Source organism: Paenarthrobacter sp. YAF11_1, from assembly GCF_052113445.1.
Classification (GTDB): domain Bacteria; phylum Actinomycetota; class Actinomycetes; order Actinomycetales; family Micrococcaceae; genus Arthrobacter.
The window spans coordinates 18320-33224 of sequence record NZ_JBFRDF010000015.1 but is presented as its reverse complement, the minus strand read 5'-3'; the positions used below and the strand labels follow the sequence as shown (position 1 = coordinate 33224).

At 62.5% G+C, this 14905-nt stretch carries 15 protein-coding genes; 12 read left to right on the top strand and 3 right to left on the bottom strand.

The genetic code is table 11. The annotated features are described in order from the left end of the window. Nucleotides 1-122: 122 nt before the first annotated feature. The 9 genes from ftsZ (at nt 123) to dnaE (ending at nt 9972) form a co-directional block, all read left to right on the top strand. Nucleotides 123-1343: a cell division protein FtsZ gene (ftsZ, locus tag AB4Y77_RS19475; protein WP_011774419.1), complete on the top strand. Its 1221-nt coding sequence runs from the start codon at nt 123-125 to the stop codon at nt 1341-1343. A 25-nt stretch (nt 1344-1368) separates the two neighbouring features. Beyond that, nucleotides 1369-2091, top strand: coding sequence for a polyphenol oxidase family protein (locus AB4Y77_RS19470; RefSeq protein WP_311214419.1), 723 nt, complete (start codon nt 1369-1371; stop codon nt 2089-2091). Then, entirely contained in the window at nt 2084-2842 is a 759-nt protein-coding gene (locus AB4Y77_RS19465) for a YggS family pyridoxal phosphate-dependent enzyme (protein WP_442015055.1), read from the top strand. The genes AB4Y77_RS19470 and AB4Y77_RS19465 overlap by 8 nt, the downstream gene beginning before the upstream one ends. An 85-nt stretch (nt 2843-2927) precedes the next feature. Next, nucleotides 2928-3464 (top strand): cell division protein SepF, encoded by a 537-nt coding sequence (locus AB4Y77_RS19460; RefSeq protein ID WP_026542515.1) that lies wholly within the window; start codon nt 2928-2930, stop codon nt 3462-3464. Nucleotides 3465-3570: 106 nt separating this feature from the next. Next, a complete protein-coding gene (locus tag AB4Y77_RS19455; RefSeq protein WP_017200850.1) occupies nt 3571-3858 on the top strand; it encodes a YggT family protein in 288 nt (95 codons plus the stop codon). A gap of 156 nt (nt 3859-4014) precedes the next feature. Further along, nucleotides 4015-4716: a DivIVA domain-containing protein gene (locus tag AB4Y77_RS19450; protein WP_311214421.1), complete on the top strand. Its 702-nt coding sequence runs from the start codon at nt 4015-4017 to the stop codon at nt 4714-4716. Between the two features lie 99 nt (nt 4717-4815). Beyond that, on the top strand, nt 4816-5439 hold the full coding sequence (gene lspA, locus AB4Y77_RS19445) for a signal peptidase II (protein ID WP_311214422.1): 624 nt from the start codon (nt 4816-4818) through the stop codon (nt 5437-5439). Next, the gene (locus AB4Y77_RS19440; RefSeq protein WP_442015054.1) at nt 5432-6358 is read left to right on the top strand and encodes an RluA family pseudouridine synthase; all 927 of its coding nucleotides are present in this window, start codon (nt 5432-5434) and stop codon (nt 6356-6358) included. Before lspA ends, AB4Y77_RS19440 begins: the two co-directional genes overlap by 8 nt. Nucleotides 6359-6414: 56 nt before the next feature. Continuing rightward, complete coding sequence (gene dnaE / locus AB4Y77_RS19435) at nt 6415-9972, top strand: DNA polymerase III subunit alpha (RefSeq protein WP_442015053.1); 3558 nt, start codon at nt 6415-6417, stop codon at nt 9970-9972. Nucleotides 9973-10020: 48 nt separating this feature from the next. On the opposite strand, the gene AB4Y77_RS19430 is transcribed toward dnaE, so the two are convergent. Then, complete coding sequence (locus AB4Y77_RS19430) at nt 10021-10521, bottom strand: flavin reductase family protein (RefSeq protein WP_442015052.1); 501 nt, start codon at nt 10519-10521, stop codon at nt 10021-10023. Between the two features lie 110 nt (nt 10522-10631). On the opposite strand from AB4Y77_RS19430, the gene AB4Y77_RS19425 reads away from it, so the two are divergent. From AB4Y77_RS19425 to nrdR, 3 genes are all read left to right on the top strand, one after another. Then, on the top strand, nt 10632-11165 hold the full coding sequence (locus AB4Y77_RS19425; protein WP_442015051.1) for a hypothetical protein: 534 nt from the start codon (nt 10632-10634) through the stop codon (nt 11163-11165). Nucleotides 11166-11169: 4 nt separating this feature from the next. Next, the gene (hisD, locus tag AB4Y77_RS19420; protein WP_442015050.1) at nt 11170-12534 is read left to right on the top strand and encodes a histidinol dehydrogenase; all 1365 of its coding nucleotides are present in this window, start codon (nt 11170-11172) and stop codon (nt 12532-12534) included. A gap of 173 nt (nt 12535-12707) precedes the next feature. After that, the gene (nrdR, locus tag AB4Y77_RS19415; RefSeq protein WP_311214428.1) at nt 12708-13211 is read left to right on the top strand and encodes a transcriptional regulator NrdR; all 504 of its coding nucleotides are present in this window, start codon (nt 12708-12710) and stop codon (nt 13209-13211) included. A gap of 86 nt (nt 13212-13297) precedes the next feature. Here the strand turns inward: nrdR and AB4Y77_RS19410 are convergent, their stop codons facing one another. Next, nucleotides 13298-14065: an SDR family oxidoreductase gene (locus AB4Y77_RS19410; protein WP_311214429.1), complete on the bottom strand. Its 768-nt coding sequence runs from the start codon at nt 14063-14065 to the stop codon at nt 13298-13300. 8 nt (nt 14066-14073) lie between these two features. Further along, nucleotides 14074-14877, bottom strand: coding sequence for a polyphosphate--glucose phosphotransferase (gene ppgK, locus AB4Y77_RS19405; protein ID WP_311214449.1), 804 nt, complete (start codon nt 14875-14877; stop codon nt 14074-14076). Between the last annotated feature and the right edge of the window lie 28 nt (nt 14878-14905).

Genomic DNA, 14905 nt, shown 5'->3' with positions numbered 1-14905 from the left:
GAAATACCGTCGCAGTAGAGTTACTTGACATAACAATAACCTTCAACTAGAGGGTTAAGGTCCAAGAATTCAAGTTGGACTCGATCAGTTTCGCTATAGGACACAAGCAAGGGGCACGAAACGTGGCAGCACCGCAGAATTACTTGGCCGTCATCAAGGTCGTCGGCATCGGCGGCGGTGGCGTGAACGCAGTCAACCGCATGATCGAGGTAGGCCTTCGGGGCGTCGAATTCATCGCGATCAACACTGACGCGCAGGCGCTGCTCATGAGCGACGCCGACGTCAAGCTTGACGTTGGACGTGAACTCACGCGTGGCCTTGGCGCCGGCGCGAACCCCGAGGTCGGCAAGCAGGCCGCCGAGGACCACGCCGACGAGATCGAAGAAGTTCTCCGCGGTGCTGACATGGTCTTCGTTACCGCCGGCGAGGGTGGTGGCACCGGCACCGGTGGCGCCCCCGTGGTGGCACGCATAGCCCGCTCGCTGGGCGCGCTGACCATCGGTGTGGTGACACGGCCCTTCACCTTCGAGGGTCGCCGTCGTGCAGGTTCGGCTGAGGCCGGCATCGACGCCCTGCGTGACGAGGTCGACACCCTGATCGTCATCCCCAACGATCGCCTCCTGTCCATCAGTGATCGCAACGTCTCCGTCCTGGACGCCTTCCGTTCCGCGGACCAGGTGCTCCTCTCCGGTGTCCAGGGCATCACGGACCTCATCACCACTCCGGGCCTGATCAACCTTGACTTCGCTGACGTCAAGTCCGTCATGCAGGGCGCGGGCTCTGCCTTGATGGGTATTGGGTCTGCCCGCGGCGAAGACCGCGCGGTCAAAGCTGCCGAGTTGGCCATTGCCTCCCCGCTCCTGGAAGCTTCCATCGACGGCGCCCACGGCGTCCTGCTCTCCATCCAGGGTGGATCGGACCTGGGCCTCTTCGAAATCAACGAGGCCGCCCGTTTGGTTCAGGAAGTGGCCCACCCCGAAGCCAACATCATCTTCGGCGCAGTCATTGATGACGCCTTGGGTGATGAAGCACGCGTGACCGTCATCGCGGCAGGCTTCGATGACGTGAAGGCTACCTCTCCCTCCATGGACCAGTCGCGTCCGGCCCAGAACCCCGTACCCTCAGATCGTCCCGCTGCCCCGAGCAGCGCACCGTCGAGCGCCGCTGCACCGCAGCACGCAACGGCCGGAATCGGTGCCGCGGGCTTGAGCAACTGGGGTCAGCAGCGTCCCTCTGCGCTCCCTGCCGACTCAGGCTTCGACGTCGATCTCCCGGCGGTAGTAGAGCCGGATCTTTCGGGCAGCCGTTCGGACGACCTCGACGTCCCCGACTTCTTGAAGTAAGCCGCGTTCGGAGAGTCAATTCCTGGTGTTCTGGTGGCGCAATGAAGTTCGGCCCGGCGTCTCTGTAGCCTTCACGGATACAGGCGCCGGGAACCTGGCTCTCCACGTGGAAGACAACCCCGAGGAGGTCCTGGCCCGCCGCGCTCAAGTTGAACAGGCCGCCGGACTGGAAGCCCGCAAGTTCCAATACATGGATCAGGTCCATGGCAGCGCCGTGGAGTTCATTGACGTCCACGGGGCAGGGCCCACCGCCGACGCCATGGTTTCAGCCGCCACCGCTTCCGGCACTGCCTCCCGTGCCGCGCAACCGTTGGCCGTCATGGTGGCCGACTGCGTACCCGTGGTTTTCGTGGGTAACGGTGCAGGCGCCGGCCCTGTGATTGCCGTGGCCCATGCCGGGCGTCCCGGTGTGGCTTCCGCAGTTGTCCCCGCAACCGTTGAGGAAATGCGCAAGCGCGGTGCACTGGATATCCACGCCTGGCTGGGGCCGTCCATCTGCGGATCCTGTTACGAGGTGCCCGGCGGGTTGCGGGACGAGGTCGCGGCCCGGGTTCCTGCCGCGTGGTCCTCCACATCCTGGGGCACGCCCTCCTTGGACCTTCCCGCCGGCGTCAGGGCCCAGTTGGAAGCCATGGATGTCACCGTGGAGTACTCGGGGGAGTGCACGCTGGAGCACAATTCACTTTTCTCATACCGCCGGGACTCCCGGACGGGTCGATTTGCAGGTTTGGTGTGGACTCATGATTAGCCTTGGTCGCGACGACGAAAAGCGCGAGGGCCTGACGGGCGATGCCCGGACCGCCGAACTCTCCCACCGGCTTGACGTGGTCAGGCGCCGGATCGAAGCGGCTGTTGCTGCTGCCGGACGGAATGACCCGCCACGGCTGATCGTGGTGACCAAGTTCCATCCCGCAGACGATGTCCGCCGACTGGCTGCACTCGGAGTGACCGATGTTGGAGAGAACCGTGATCAGGAAGCGGCCGCCAAGAGCGCTGGGCTTCCCGACGTCGACGTCCGGTGGCATTTCATTGGGCAACTCCAAAGCAACAAGGCCAAGTCGGTAGCCAAGTATGCCGCGTCGGTTCAGTCGATCGACAGGCTTCAGGTTGTCGACGCCCTGGCCAAGGCTGTTGCGAGGGAACAGCATGCTACCGGGCGCAGTCACCTCGACTGCTTCATCCAGGTTGGTTTGAACGACGACGCCGGCGCCCACCGTGGTGGCGCCAACCCCTCCGACGTCGGGGTGTTGGCGGAGAGGATCGAATCGGCCTCCGGCCTGAACTTGTCCGGGCTCATGGCCGTAGCGCCGTTGGGAGCGGACCCGGAAGCGGCATTCGAGAAACTTGCCGGTATTTCCGAGGCCCTCAGGGCCACTCATCCAGCCGCAACTGCGATATCCGCAGGGATGAGCCAGGACCTCGAAGCGGCAGTGAAATTCGGGGCGACACACCTGAGAATAGGCTCCGATATTCTCGGTTCCCGTCCGGCCGTGGGGTAGCGTCAAAGTATTGGAATGACGGGCCGGGGTTCCAATATGTCACGTCATGGCGGCCCGCCTACTGCAGAAACGATAGGAGTGCACCATGGCTGGCGCTCTGCGCAAGACAATGATCTATCTTGGGCTCGCCGACGGCGATGAACACTACGAATCTGAGCAGGCCGTCGCCTCGCACCACGACGAAGAACGCCCCCAGGCACAGGAACGGGAAGAGCGCAGGGCGCCTGCTCCCGTCCGGGAAGTTGTCCGTGAAATGCCCACTGTAGATGCCGAAGAGGAATACCGCGCACCCGTGACACCCATCAAGCGTGCGGCCTCCAGCCGCGAAGATGCCTCTGGCCTGAGGCAGATCACCACCGTTCACCCCCGTTCCTACAACGACGCCAAGGTCATTGGTGAGAGTTTCCGGGATGGCATTCCCGTCATCATGAACGTCACCGACATGGGTGAAGCCGATGCCAAGCGCCTCGTGGACTTCTCCGCCGGCCTGGTGTTCGGCCTTCACGGCAGCATCGAGAGGGTGACCAACAAAGTCTTCCTGTTGTCGCCGTCGTATGTCGAGGTCATCGGAGATGACAAGAAGGCCAGCGAAACCCAAGCCAGCTTCTTCAACCAGAGCTGACAACGATCTTTTGCGGATGCCAGGCGGGTCACCCTGCCTGGCATCTGTGTTGCAATAGTAGGGACCGATCCGCATTCCGGAACAAGTGGGAGATCTGAGCTAACTCGTGGGCATTGTCTTCGGCCTTATTTATATTGTGTTGTTACTGTTCTTCATTGCCCTGATCATCCGGCTCATCTTCGAATGGGTCCAGATGTTTGCCCGCCAGTGGCGGCCACGGGGTGTGGCGTTGGTTACAGCGCATGTGGTCTACTCCGTGACGGATCCTCCGCTGGGGAGGCTCCGGAGGCTGATACCGCCCCTCCAGTTGGGCGGAATCTCCTTGGATTTGGGCTTCCTGATCCTGATTATTGCCGTCAGTATTGCTATGGCGGTAACCAGCAGCCTGGCGTAGCTGCTCCGCGGAACCCGGACCACCGATGGTTCAAAGGCCGCAAATTCTCCAAATCAACACGATGGTGTTGAATTGGAGGAACAAGATGATATTTAGGTACCGTAGTTTTGAACGGCCGGAAGGCCTACTGACTAACTAGACCAACGAGGTGACCAGATGGCTTTGACGCCAGAAGACGTTGTCAACAAGCGCTTTCAGCCGACCAAGTTCCGCGAAGGCTACGACCAGGACGAGGTAGATGACTTCCTCGACGAGATCGTGGTGGAACTTCGCCGCTTGAACCAGGAAAATGACGAACTTCGCAAGAAGCTCGGCGAAGCCGGTTCGGCAGTGCCTGCTGCAACTGCTGCGGCTCCGGTGGTTGAGAAGGTTCCTGCCCCCGTCAAGGTCGACAAGGAAGCTGAAGCCAAGGCAGAGGCCGAAGCCAAGGCTGCAGAAGCTGCCAAGAAGAAGGAAGCCGAGCAGGCTGCAGCGGCTTCTGCCGCTGCTGCGAAGGCTCCCGCTGCGAACAACAGCGTCACACCCTCCGCTGAATCTGCTGCAGGTCTGCTGGCCATGGCCCAGCAGATGCACGACAAGCACGTCTCCGACGGTGCGCAGCAGAAGGAAAAGATCATTGCCGAGGCTCAGATCGAGGCTTCCAGCCTCGTCAACGATGCCCAGGAGAAGTCCCGCAAGATCCTTGGTGCCCTGGAGCAGCAGCGCTCCGTCCTTGAGCGCAAGGTTGAGCAGCTCCGTGGCTTCGAGCGCGATTACCGTTCACGCCTGAAGGCCTACATCGAAGGCCAGCTGCGCGACCTGGACGCCCGTGGTTCTGTTGCCGCCCCTGAGGTCGGCGAAGCAACCGCAGACGTTTAGCAAGTATTCTGAAAGCCGGTGGCTGAGGACTCCTCGGCCACCGGCTTTTGCTGTTAAAGCCCATGACAGCGCCCGCCACGCTTCCCGAATGAAAGCACTATGACCGATTTCACCGATGACGCCCCGCAGCCGGCGCCCGCCGCCCGCCGCAAGTGGCGCCCGGCCATGCTCTGGCTGTTTGCCGGCTTCGCCGTGTTTGCCTACGCCTTTGACCAACTCACCAAGCTTTGGGTGACCAGCAATATGACGGAGGGCGAGCGGATTCCCGTACTTCCCCCGCTGCTGCACTGGTACTACATCCGGAACTCGGGTGCTGCGTTCTCCATCGGCGAGAACGTGACGTGGATCTTTACGATTGTCATGGCCGTCGTATCCGTGGCGATCCTGTTCCAACTACGGCGCCTGGGATCGGCCTGGTGGGCCTTGTCGCTGGGCCTGCTCCTCGGGGGAGCGCTGGGCAACCTCACAGATCGATTGTTCCGGGAACCATCCTTTGCCATGGGACACGTGGTGGATTTCATCCAGCTGCCCAACTTTGCCATTTTCAACATCGCCGACTCAGCTGTGGTGTCCGGCGTCGTCATCATCTGCCTCCTGACGCTTCGCGGCATCGGCATGGATGGGACACGTCAGGCGCCTGCTCCCAAGCCGGCTGATGACGGCAAGCCTGCCAATGACGCCAAGCCGGCCGGCGGTTCCACGGGGGAAACTGCCGGTGAGTAGCACCGTTGTAGTGCCCGACGAACTTGCAGGTGTGCGGGCTGACGCCGGCCTGGCCCAATTGCTTGACATTTCCCGTTCTGCGGCGGCGCTGCTGATCGCTGAGGGCAACGTCACCGTAGGCGGCGTGCCAGTGGGGAAATCGGCAAAGCTGGCCGCCGGCTCGGTGCTGCATGTCACCGTCCCTGATCGGCGGGACCCCTTGGAAGTGGTGGAGGAAGTTGTGGAAGGCCTGAAGATCCTGCTGGACGACGAGGAATTCGTTGTCATCGACAAGCCGGTGGGAGTCGCAGCCCATCCCTCACCAGGGTGGGTGGGACCCACAGTAGTGGGAGGTCTCGCCGGCGCCGGGTACAGGATCTCGACATCCGGAGCGCCCGAGCGCGCCGGGATCGTCCACAGGCTCGATGTCGGCACGTCGGGGGTCATGGTGGTGGCCAAGACTGAACACGCGTATACGGTGCTGAAGCGCGCTTTCAAGGAGCGCACGGTGGAGAAGGTCTACCACGCCGTGGTTCAAGGACTGCCCGACCCCCTGGAGGGCACCATCGATGCTCCGATCGGTCGCCACCCCGGCCACGACTGGCGGTTCGCGGTGATCGAAGGCGGCCGGCCATCAGTGACCCACTATGAGGTATTGGAAGCCTTCGGCAAGGCAACCCTGGTGGAAGTGCACCTGGAGACCGGCCGGACGCACCAGATCCGCGTGCACTTTTCGGCCTTGCGTCACCCGTGTGCCGGAGATCTCACCTACGGTGCGGATCCCCGTCTTGCAGCCACCCTTGGATTGACCCGGCAGTGGTTGCACGCACGTCAGCTTGGATTCACCCACCCCGGCACCGGTGAGTGGGTGGAGGTCAGCAGCGAGTATCCGGCGGACCTCCAGTACGCCTTGGATCTCCTCGCCACCGGTTCAGCGTAGGGCACCGCCGGCCAGGGGTCCCTGCCCCGCGCGGGCAGGGACGGTAGACTGTCGTGGTGACTTCCAGCAATGATTCGTTCGTCCACCTGCACACCCATACCGAGTACTCCATGCTGGATGGAGCGGCCAGACTGGGTGAGCTGTTCGATGAAACCGAACGTCTCGGGATGCCCGCCCTGGCCACCACGGACCACGGCTACCTGTTCGGTGCGTTCGACTTCTGGCGCAAGGCCACCGACCAGGGCATCAAGCCCATCATCGGCGTCGAAGCCTACGTCACGCCCGGCACCGCCCGGGGTGACAAGGAACGAGTACGCTGGGGCGACGAAAGCCAGCGCAAGGATGATGTTTCCGGTGGTGGCTCGTACACCCACATGACGCTCCTGAGCTACAACAACGTGGGTATGAGGAACCTGTTCCGGGCCTCGTCCATTGCTTCCCTCGACTCCGTTTTTGGTAAGTGGCCCAGGCTGGACCGGGAACTGCTTAACACCTACTCCGAAGGTTTGATCGCCACCACGGGCTGCCCTTCCGGGGAAGTCCAGACCAAGCTGAGGCTCGGCCTTTACCGCGAAGCCGTTGAGGCCGCAGCGGAGTTCCGCGACATCTTCGGGGCAGAGAACTACTTCCTAGAGCTGATGGACCACGGCCTGGACATTGAACGCCGCGTCACCGGCGACCTCCTGCGCCTGGGCAAGGAGCTCAATCTCCCGCTGGTGGCCACCAACGACCTCCACTACACGCACGAGCACGATGCCAAAGCCCACGAGGCCCTGCTGGCAATCCAGTCCGGTTCCACGCTCCTGGAACCAACGTATGACAACGGCGGCTCCCGCTTCGCTTTCTCGGGCAGCGGCTACTACCTGAAGTCGCCGCAGGAAATGCGGGAACTGTTCCGCGACCACCCCGAGGCGTGCGACAACACGCTGCTCATTGCAGAGCGCTGCGAAGTTTCCTTCAATACGGGCGCCAACTACATGCCGCGTTTCCCTTGCCCGCCCGGCGAAGACGAGACCTCCTGGCTGGTCAAGGAAGTAGACACCGGGCTGAAGTACCGTTACCCCCAGGGCATTCCGGACAAGGTCCGCAAGCAAGCGGACTACGAGCTCGGCGTCATTACCTCCATGGGATTCCCGGGCTACTTCCTGGTGGTTGCCGACTTCATCAACTGGGCCAAGAACAACGGGATCCGGGTAGGTCCCGGCCGTGGTTCCGGTGCAGGCTCCATGGTGGCTTACGCCATGCGCATCACCGACCTCGACCCTCTGCAGCACGGCCTGATCTTCGAACGCTTCCTGAACCCGGACCGCGTTTCCATGCCCGACTTCGACGTCGACTTCGATGATCGGCGCCGCTCCGAAGTGATTGACTACGTCACCAAGAAATACGGCGACGAGCGTGTGGCGATGATCGTCACCTACGGAACCATCAAGACCAAGCAGGCGCTCAAGGACTCCTCCCGCGTGCTGGGCTACCCCTTCAGCATGGGTGAGACCCTGACCAAGGCGCTTCCGCCTGCCGTCATGGCCAAGGACATTCCGCTGGCCGACATCCAGAACCCGGAGTCCAAGCGCTACAGCGAAGCGGGCGATTTCCGCCAGCTCATCGCTACCGATCCGGAGGCCGCCAAGGTCTTCGAGACCGCCTTGGGCATTGAAGGCCTGAAGCGCCAGTGGGGTGTCCACGCCGCTGGTGTCATCATGTCCTCGGACCCCATCATCGATGTCATTCCGATCATGCGCCGTTTCCAGGACGGCCAGGTCATCACCCAGTTCGATTACCCGACGTCCGAGGGCCTCGGCCTGATCAAGATGGACTTCCTGGGCCTCCGAAATCTGACGATCATTTCGGATGCCCTGGAAAACATCAAGATGAACCGCGACGTCGAATTGGACCTGGAAAACCTGGAACTCGACGACGCCGCTTCCTATGAACTCCTTGCCCGCGGTGACACCCTGGGCGTGTTCCAGCTTGACGGTGGACCCATGCGGTCCTTGCTCAAGCTGATGAAGCCCGACAACTTCGAAGACATCTCTGCGGTCCTGGCGCTGTACCGGCCGGGTCCCATGGGCGCCAACGCCCACACTGACTACGCGCTGCGCAAGAACGGGATCCAAGAGGTCATCCCGATCCACCCGGAGCTGGAAGAACCCCTCAAGGAAATCCTCGGCGGCACCTTCGGCCTGATCGTGTATCAGGAGCAGGTTATGGCCGTGGCACAGAAGCTTGCCGGATACTCGCTGGGCCAAGCTGACATTCTCCGCCGCGCCATGGGCAAGAAGAAGAAGTCTGAACTGGACAAACAGTTTGCCGGCTTCTCCCAAGGCATGCAGGACAATGGCTACTCCATGGCTGCCGTGAAGACCTTGTGGGACATTCTGCTTCCGTTCTCCGATTATGCCTTCAATAAAGCCCACTCGGCTGCGTATGGCGTGATCTCCTACTGGACGGCCTACTTGAAGGCGCACTACGCGCCGGAATACATGGCTGCACTGCTGACCTCGGTGGGCGACGACAAGGACAAGTCGGCCATCTACCTCAACGAGTGCCGGCGCATGGGCATCACGGTCCTGCCGCCGGATGTCAACGAATCCTCGCTGAACTTCACGCCTGTGGGAACGGACATCCGTTTCGGCATGGGTGCCATCAGGAACGTCGGCGTCAACGTGGTGGACGCCATGGTCTCAACGCGGGCAACAGAGGGCAACTACACCTCGTTCAAGGATTTCCTCTTGAAGGTTCCGGCCGTGGTGTGCAACAAGCGCACCATCGAATCGCTGATCAAGGCCGGCGCTTTCGACTCGCTGGGGCACCACCGCCGGGCTTTGGCCATGATCCACGAAGAAGCCATCGATTCGGTGATCACCCTCAAACGCAACGAGGCGATTGGCCAGTTCGACCTCTTCGCCGGCTTCGAGGACCAGGAGCCCGAAGCGTCGCTCACCACGGAAATCCCGGACCTGCCCGAGTGGGAAAAGAAGGACAAACTGTCCTTCGAACGGGACATGCTGGGGCTTTACGTTTCAGATCATCCCCTGCAGGGGCTGGAGGGCGTTCTCAGTCAGCACGCGGAACAGTCCATTACCTCGATCATCGGTGAGGACGGACCGCACGACGGCGCGATTGTCACCATCGCGGGCATGATCACCTCGTTGAGCCGCAGGATCGCCAAGGCCAGCGGCAACGCCTACGCCCGGGCCGAAATCGAAGACCTCGGCGCTTCCATGGAGGTCATGTTCTTCGGCCAGGTCTACGGTCCCATCGCCTCCGTACTGGCGGAGGACCTCATTGTGGTGGTTAAGGGCAGGCTGCAACGCCGGGACGATGGCGCAGTGACGCTGAACTGCATGGAGCTTTCAGTCCCGGACCTCAGCGAGAGCGTTAATGGTCCCGTCATCATTACCATCCCCACGTTCAAGGCCACCGAAGCGGTAGTGACGGACCTGCGCGATGTGCTGCGCACCCACCGCGGGAACTCCGAAGTCCGGCTCAAGCTGATGGGTGATACCAAGGTGGAGGTCATGGGGCTGCCCGTGCATATGCGGGTCAACCCCAGTCCGTCCCTTTTTGGCGACCTGAAGGTCCTGCTGGGCCCGGCCTGCCTGGACAACTAGCGGCCCGCGGCCGCCGGGGCCGAAGCCGCCGGGTAGGATTCCACCCGCTCAGATTTCGTAGTCGAGCGGGGCGGGCTTGCTGTAGCCACCGCCGTGGTAGAGCAGGGGAGTGCCCTCACCGCCGACTTGCCCGTCGACAACCTCCACCACTACCACTGCATTGTTCTCGAACGAGAGCCGCATCTGGATCCTGCCCACAAGCCAGCCGCTGACGTCCTTAAGGATGGGGACGTCATGGGGGCCCGGTTCCCAGTGGTCGCCGTCGAACCGGTCTCGTGTTCGGGCGAAACGGTTGGCGAGGGCTTGGTTCTCGAGCCCGAGCATGTGGACGCCGATGTACTCGGCATTCGCCACGGCCGGCCACGAACTGGAGCTCCTGGCCATGTTGAAGGTGAACCGGGGCGGCTCAGCGGACAGCGACGCCACAGAAGTGGCCGTGAAACCGAAAGGCTTTCCGTTCAAGTTCGCCGTGATGATGGCAACTCCGGCCGCATGCCGGCGGAACATCTCCCTGAAAGTCCGGTCAAAGCCGGATGGTTCGCTTGTCACGTGGATGAATCTCCTGGACTGGGGGCTGAGTCTCCCTTCAGAGTATTCCTCCGGCGCTGGCGGGTCCTCATTTTGTGGGGCCTGCATGAACCTTTGTTAATGTGAGGGGTATGACCGAGCCAACCGTGCACGTCCCTGCTGTTGCCGAACCGGCTTCGGCCCCTCCTCCCGGCAGTTCCAAGGAGACTCTCTGGCTTGTCCTTCCGACAGTTGCCGGCGTCGTTGTTGGCGTGCTCTGGTGGCTGCTTGCTCCCGGTGGGCTCAACTTTGTTTCCGGCAACCCCGCGCTTGCCGATGCAAGCAATCCGGAGTCCTGGCTTCCACGCGACCTGGTCCTGGCAGGTTTGGTGCTCGTGGCGGGCTGCTTCACCGGCGTCATGCTGGACGGGAAACTGCAGGGCCACAACGTGGGACGCCGATTAACGTTCGCACTTGCAGGTGGCGCATTGGGTGGCCTTGTGGCGTGGTTGGTTGGCTTGCTGGCCGCGCAGCTGTTTGGCCCGGCTCCCAACCCCGCCCTGGGCCCCGGATATGGATTCACCCTCCGTTCCTATGCTGTGCTGCTCCTGTGGCCGGCTGCGACGGCGTTCATCACGTTCGTCCTGGCGCTGTTCGGGGTTCTTTCCAAGAAGCCCGTAAAATAGCCACGTGACCACTTCTTCGGATACTTCCGCCCGCGCCGCCGCTTCCCTCGATTTCCGGAGCATCGATTTCCGGGGCCGCCACCTCTCCTTGGCTGAGTTGCGTGCCGCAGTCCCCAGGGCGCGCCATCAGACCATGGCCGACGCCGAACAGAAGGTCCAGGACATCATCTCGGCCGTCCGCGGTCGCGGCTTTGCGGCCCTCGCTGAGCTGGCGAAGAAGTTCGACGGCGTGGAACAGTCCCACCCGCGCGTGCCGGCCGAGGTGCTGACCCAGGCCTTGGCCCGGCTGGATCCCGACGTCCGCGCTGCTTTGGAAGAGTCCATCAGCCGAGCCCGCCAGTTTGCAGAGCAGCAGCGTCCGGCCAATGTGGATGTTGCCCTGGCCGATGGTGCCGTCGTCAGCCAGAATTGGATTCCGGTGGGCCGTGTTGGGCTCTATGTGCCCGGCGGGCTCGCTCCGTTGGCTTCCTCCGTGATCATGAACGTTGTACCGGCCGTAGCGGCCGGAGTTGAGTCGATTGCGCTGGCTTCCCCGCCGCAGAAAGACTTCGACGGCCTTCCGCACCCCACCATCCTGGCGGCCGCAAAGCTGTTGGGCATTGATGAGGTCTATGCCATCGGCGGTGCACAGGCCATCGTTTCCTTCGCGTACGGGATCCCGGGCTCAGCGGATGAGTTGCCCATCGAACCTGTGGACGTGGTGACTGGCCCCGGAAACATCTTCGTAGCCACAGCCAAGAGGCTCGTCAAGGGCGTGGTGGGCATCGACTCCGAGGCCGGCACCACCGAGATCGCCATTCTTGCCGACTCCACTGCACAAGCTCCCCTCGTGGCCGCCGACCTCATCAGCCAGGCAGAGCACGATCCCAAAGCAGCTTCGGTCCTGGTGACGGACTCCGCTGACCTGGCTGACGCGGTGGTGCGTGAACTTGCACGGCAGGCTGCCGTCACCAAGCACAGCACCCGGGTTCTGGAGGCATTGTCCGGGTCTCAGTCCGGTGTGGTGCTGGTGGACGATCTTGATCAGGGGATCGCGGTCTGCAATGCCTATGCGGCTGAACACTTGGAAATCATGACGGCGGATGCTGCGGCTGTGGCGTCGCGGATCCGCAATGCCGGTGCCATCTTTGTAGGTGACTACAGCCCCGTGAGCCTGGGTGATTACTGCGCCGGATCCAACCACGTATTGCCCACCAGTGGGACAGCCGCCTTCTCTTCAGGCTTGAACGTCACCACGTTCCTCCGTGCCGTGCAGGTCATCAACTACAACCGTTCGGCGCTGGAACAGGTCAGCGGCCACATCGTGAGCTTGTCCGGTGCCGAGGATCTTCCCGGCCACGGCGACGCGGTACGGATCCGCTTCGCGTAAGCGTCCAACCACTACATATAAGGGTGCCCACCACTACATGTAGTAATTACACGCTTGTCATTACGTACTGAACAAACGTAAACTGGTGCCGGAAGTTAAACTTCCGGCACCTTTTGCGTTTCCGGCAACCCGCCGGGCCCGTTTCGTGCCGGATCTGTCAGGGGAGGCCCAGCGTGTATTGTCCGTTCTGCCGGAACCCCGACTCCCGCGTCGTTGACAGCCGCATGGCCGACGACGGCTCTTCCATCCGCCGCCGCCGTCAATGCCCAGAGTGTGGTCGCCGATTCACCACAGTGGAGACCACCAGCCTGTCCGTCATCAAACGGTCCGGCGTCGGCGAGCCCTTCAGCCGCATCAAGGTCATCAGTGGTGTCCGCAAGGCATGCCAGGGACGCCCGGTCACTGAGGACGATCTCGCCATGCTGGCTCAGGAAGTCGAAGAGAACATCCGGTCCTCGGGTGCAGCGGAAATTGACGCGCACGAGGTAGGTTTGGCCATTCTTGGCCCCCTGCGGAAGCTGGACGAGGTGGCGTACCTGCGCTTCGCCAGCGTCTACCAGGCTTTCGAGTCCCTGGAAGATTTCGAATCGGCCATCTCACTGCTTCGCCACGAGCATCAAGAGCATGCGAAGGCCGGCGCCAAAGAGGCCACGGGTTCAGAGAAGAGCCCGCTCTAGCTCCGGTGGCGGTGCGGAGGGGAAGCCGCACCCGCCACCGGCACCAGGACCGAAGCGCATCGGGGTACGCCTTTCCGGCACGCCGGTCAGCGTCCGCCGGAAACAGGAAGCACAGCGCCGGTGATGTACCCCGCCTCAGCGGACATCAGCCACAGGACTGCCGCCGCCACTTCTTCGGGTTCGGCCCCGCGCCCCATGGGAATGGTGGAGTTCAGTCTTTCCACCCGGTCCGGCATCCCCGCGGCGGCATGCAATCCGGTGTTGGTGCTGCCGGGGGCCACCGCATTGACCCGGATGCCCTGTTTGGCCACCTCGGCCGCCAAACCAACCGTGAGGACATCCACAGCCCCCTTTGTGGCAGCGTAGTGGACCCACGTTCCGGGGGAGCCCGCCTTGGTGGCGGTAGAGGAGATATTGACGATTGATCCACCGCTGCCGCCGTTGTCCGTGGAGAGTCGTCGCACGGCTTCCTGGCACGTGTAGATCATCCCGGACACGTTGACGTCAACGACCCGTTGGACGGTCTCGGCCGGGACCTCCACCAAGGTGCCGATCAGGTTGCCAGTGATGGCCGCGTTATTGATGACAGCGGTCACCTGACCCAGGCCTGCGGCTTCGTCGAACAAACGCACGACGTCGGCAGGGCGGCTGATATCTGCCTGGACGGCCAGTGCCCTGCCGCCCACGCCGATGATGTCCTCCACCACGGTTTTGGCTCCGGCACTGTCCTCGGAGTAATTCACCACCACCGCGTATCCGGCGCGGGCTGCAGCGAGTGCCACGGCAGCGCCGATGCCTCGGCTGGCTCCCGTCACGATAGCCGTACCTACCTCCAGGACCGTGCCCCCAGCCATCCCGCGGACTACTTGGCGAGCTTGTGGTGCAGGGCGACCTCAAGCGCGGCACCGACAATGCCGGCGTCGTTCTTCAATTTTGCGGTCACGATCTTGGTGCGCAGGTCCAGATGCGGGAAGTACTCGTCGGAGCGCTTGGAAATGCCGCCGCCCACAATGAAAAGTTCGGGAGAGAACAGGAATTCCACGTGTTGAAGGTAGCGGTTAAGCAGGACGCCGTACTCGTCCCAGCTCAGGCCATCGCGTTCACGGGCTACCGCGGAAGCCTTGGTCTCGGCGTCGTGTCCATCCACCTCCAGGTGGCCCAGTTCGGCGTTGGGGACCAGTTGGCCGTTGAAAATGAAGGCAGAACCAATGCCGGTTCCCAGCGTGATGACCAGGACCGTTCCGTCCACGCCTTCGCCGGCTCCGTAGCGGGCTTCCGCGAGACCGGCTGCGTCGGCATCGTTGATGACCTCCACGGGACGGCCAAGACGCTTGGTAAACGTTGCGTCGATGTCAGTGCCGAGCCAGGTCTTGTCCACGTTCGCTGCTGAGTTGACCACGCCGTGCTGGATGATACCGGGGAAGGTTACACCCACCGGGGAGTCTGCAGCCGGGGCGTCCGGACGGCTGGAGAGTTCTTCGACAATCTGGGCTACGACCCCGGCGACTGCCTCGGGAGTTGCGGGCTGGGGTGTGGGAACGCGGAAGCGGTCACCAATCAGCTTGCCTTTTTTCAGGTCGACAATGCCGCCCTTGATGCCTGTGCCACCGATGTCGATACCGATCAGCGGTGCGTTCTTGTGGGTCTTCTCATCCTTCTTGGACAATGCAATTCCGATCATGGCAGGAGGGGAT

Coding starts and splice junctions, on each gene's coding strand:
- AB4Y77_RS19465 (WP_442015055.1), top strand. CDS start 2,084: ATGATTAGCCTTGGTCGCGACGACGAAAAGCGCGAGGGCCTGACGGGC.
- AB4Y77_RS19460 (WP_026542515.1), top strand. CDS start 2,928: ATGGCTGGCGCTCTGCGCAAGACAATGATCTATCTTGGGCTCGCCGAC.
- AB4Y77_RS19450 (WP_311214421.1), top strand. CDS start 4,015: ATGGCTTTGACGCCAGAAGACGTTGTCAACAAGCGCTTTCAGCCGACC.
- lspA (WP_311214422.1), top strand. CDS start 4,816: ATGACCGATTTCACCGATGACGCCCCGCAGCCGGCGCCCGCCGCCCGC.
- AB4Y77_RS19425 (WP_442015051.1), top strand. CDS start 10,632: ATGACCGAGCCAACCGTGCACGTCCCTGCTGTTGCCGAACCGGCTTCG.
- AB4Y77_RS19410 (WP_311214429.1), bottom strand. CDS start 14,065: ATGGCTGGGGGCACGGTCCTGGAGGTAGGTACGGCTATCGTGACGGGA.